Annotated in this window: 1 protein-coding gene and 1 pseudogene; both read left to right on the top strand. The window is 66.7% G+C overall.

Annotated features, from left to right (window positions below; all coding sequences use genetic code 11):
* Positions 1-241: pseudogene (locus AC1D2K_RS34955) on the top strand (hypothetical protein); the annotation flags it as partial.
* A gap of 118 nt (positions 242-359) precedes the next feature.
* Positions 360-1,212 (top strand): two-component system sensor histidine kinase NtrB (locus AC1D2K_RS34950; protein WP_478095041.1); only part of this gene is annotated, 853 nt, incomplete at its 3' end.

Here is a 1,212-nt window from a genome sequence, read left to right as displayed (position 1 = left end):
CGATCAGCGCGCGCGCGACGGCGAGGCCCGCTCGGTGCTCGAGGCCGAATTGCGCAAGGCGCAGGAGCGGCAGGCCCAGCTGCTCAAGGAATACAACAACGGCGAGCCCGAGAAGCAGGGCAGCGAGAGCAAGAACTACCAGAAGTATCTCGACCGGGTGTCGGAAATGAAGGCCGAGCTCGCGCGCAACGAGAGCGACATCGCCGGCCTGCAGCGCGAGATCGGCCGCCTTCCGAGATGAAGTTCACCCCCAGGTTGGCTCACTGCGTGTAGCCGCCCACCCCCTCTCCGGGGGCAACACCAGCGGCCCGGCGAAGCCGGTTCCGCGGTGTTCCACGAAAAGACTCACTCAAAAAATCATGGCTTTTGGCAAATCGGCAGGGCCGGGCAAGCGCTTCCAGGCCTTCGACCTGCTGTCGACGCTCATCGCGGTGGTGCGGGTGGACGGCTCGGTGCTGTTCGCCAATTCGGGCCTCGAGGATGCGCTGGGCACCTCGCGCCGCACGCTCGAGGGCTCGCAGTTCGGCGCCTGCTTCCATGAGCCCCAGGTGCTGCGAACCGCGATCGACGGCGCCCGCAGCAACGATTTCGCCACGCTGCGCTACGAGGCCCTGTTGCGGCGCGTCAACCACGACCTGATGCCGGTGCTGGTGACGCTGGCGCAGAGCGACAAGGCCGGTGAGCTCATCATCGAGATGACGCCGCTCGAGCAACAGGTGCGGCAGGACCGCGAGGAACGGCTGCTCGACCAGGCGCAGGCCAACAAGGAACTGATCCGCAACCTCGCGCACGAGATCAAGAACCCGCTCGGCGGTATCCGCGGCGCGGCGCAGCTGCTGCAGATGGAGGTCGAGTCGCGCGACCTGATCGAGTACACGCAGGTCATCATCCACGAGGCCGACCGGCTGCAGACGCTGGTCGACCGGCTTCTGGCGCCGCACCGGCGCCCTCACGTGGTGGGCGACGTCAACATCCACGAGGTCTGCGAGCGGGTGCGTTCGGTGATCCTGGCGGAGTTTCCGCGCGACCTGCACATCGAGCGGGACTTCGATGTGTCGATCCCGGAGTTCCGCGGTGACCGCGAGCAGCTGATCCAGGCCACGCTCAACATCGTCCACAACGCCGCCCAGGCGCTCACTGAGCGGCGCGCCGCGGGCGATGCGCAGATCACTTTCAAGACCCGGATCGCGCGCCAGGTCATCTTCAACAAGC

It is taken from the genome of Variovorax sp. P1_H12_2, assembly GCF_056405335.1.
The sequence above is the reverse complement of the archived record's forward strand: the minus strand, read 5'-3'. Positions and strand labels throughout refer to the sequence as shown.